This is a genomic window from Bacillus sp. BB081 (assembly GCF_008368895.1).
Taxonomy (GTDB): Bacteria; Bacillota; Bacilli; order Bacillales; family Bacillaceae_G; genus Bacillus_A; species Bacillus_A wiedmannii.
Genome location: NZ_QOZX01000150.1, coordinates 1 through 571, shown reverse-complemented (window position 1 = coordinate 571; position 571 = coordinate 1). Strand labels below are relative to the sequence as shown.

Here is a 571-nt window from a genome sequence, read left to right as displayed (position 1 = left end):
CCCCATTCCGCGCAATGTTCGAAGTTCTCCCGTCTGTGATGACCAGTGAGAGAGTGACTGGCGCAATCTTTTGACCGATAGATCGACCGCTCGATCACTTCCATCGTAATCCATTCCCCAGACTTGCTCTATCAAGTGATCACGGGTAAATGTACGATTTGGATGTTCTGATAAAAAGAGTAATAATGATAGATCTCGTGGACTGAGTGCCACTTCAGCACCATTTAGATAGACACGTTTGGCAGCCATATCAATCACTAGATTACCAAAGTTCCGTTTACTGCCTCCATCGTTCCAGTGTGGACGACGACGCAGTACCGCATTGACCCGTGCGACCACTTCTTCAGGCATAAAAGGCTTGGTCATATAATCATCGGCTCCACCGTCCAGTCCAGTGAGTCGATCTTGAATATCATCGCGTGCAGTCAGCATAATAACCGGACAAGCACTTTTACTACGAATAATTTTGAGTAAATCCCAGCCATCCATGCCGGGTAACATAATATCAAGGATAACCAATGCAGGAGCAGAAGAATTGAATAGTTCTAACGCTTGATGACCATCCGCTGCA

The 571-nt window shown here is 46.2% G+C and carries 1 protein-coding gene; it reads right to left on the bottom strand.

Going from position 1 to position 571, the window contains the following annotated elements:
- Positions 1-571 (bottom strand): response regulator transcription factor (locus tag DN394_RS28770; RefSeq protein ID WP_149294472.1); only part of this gene is annotated, 571 nt, incomplete at both ends.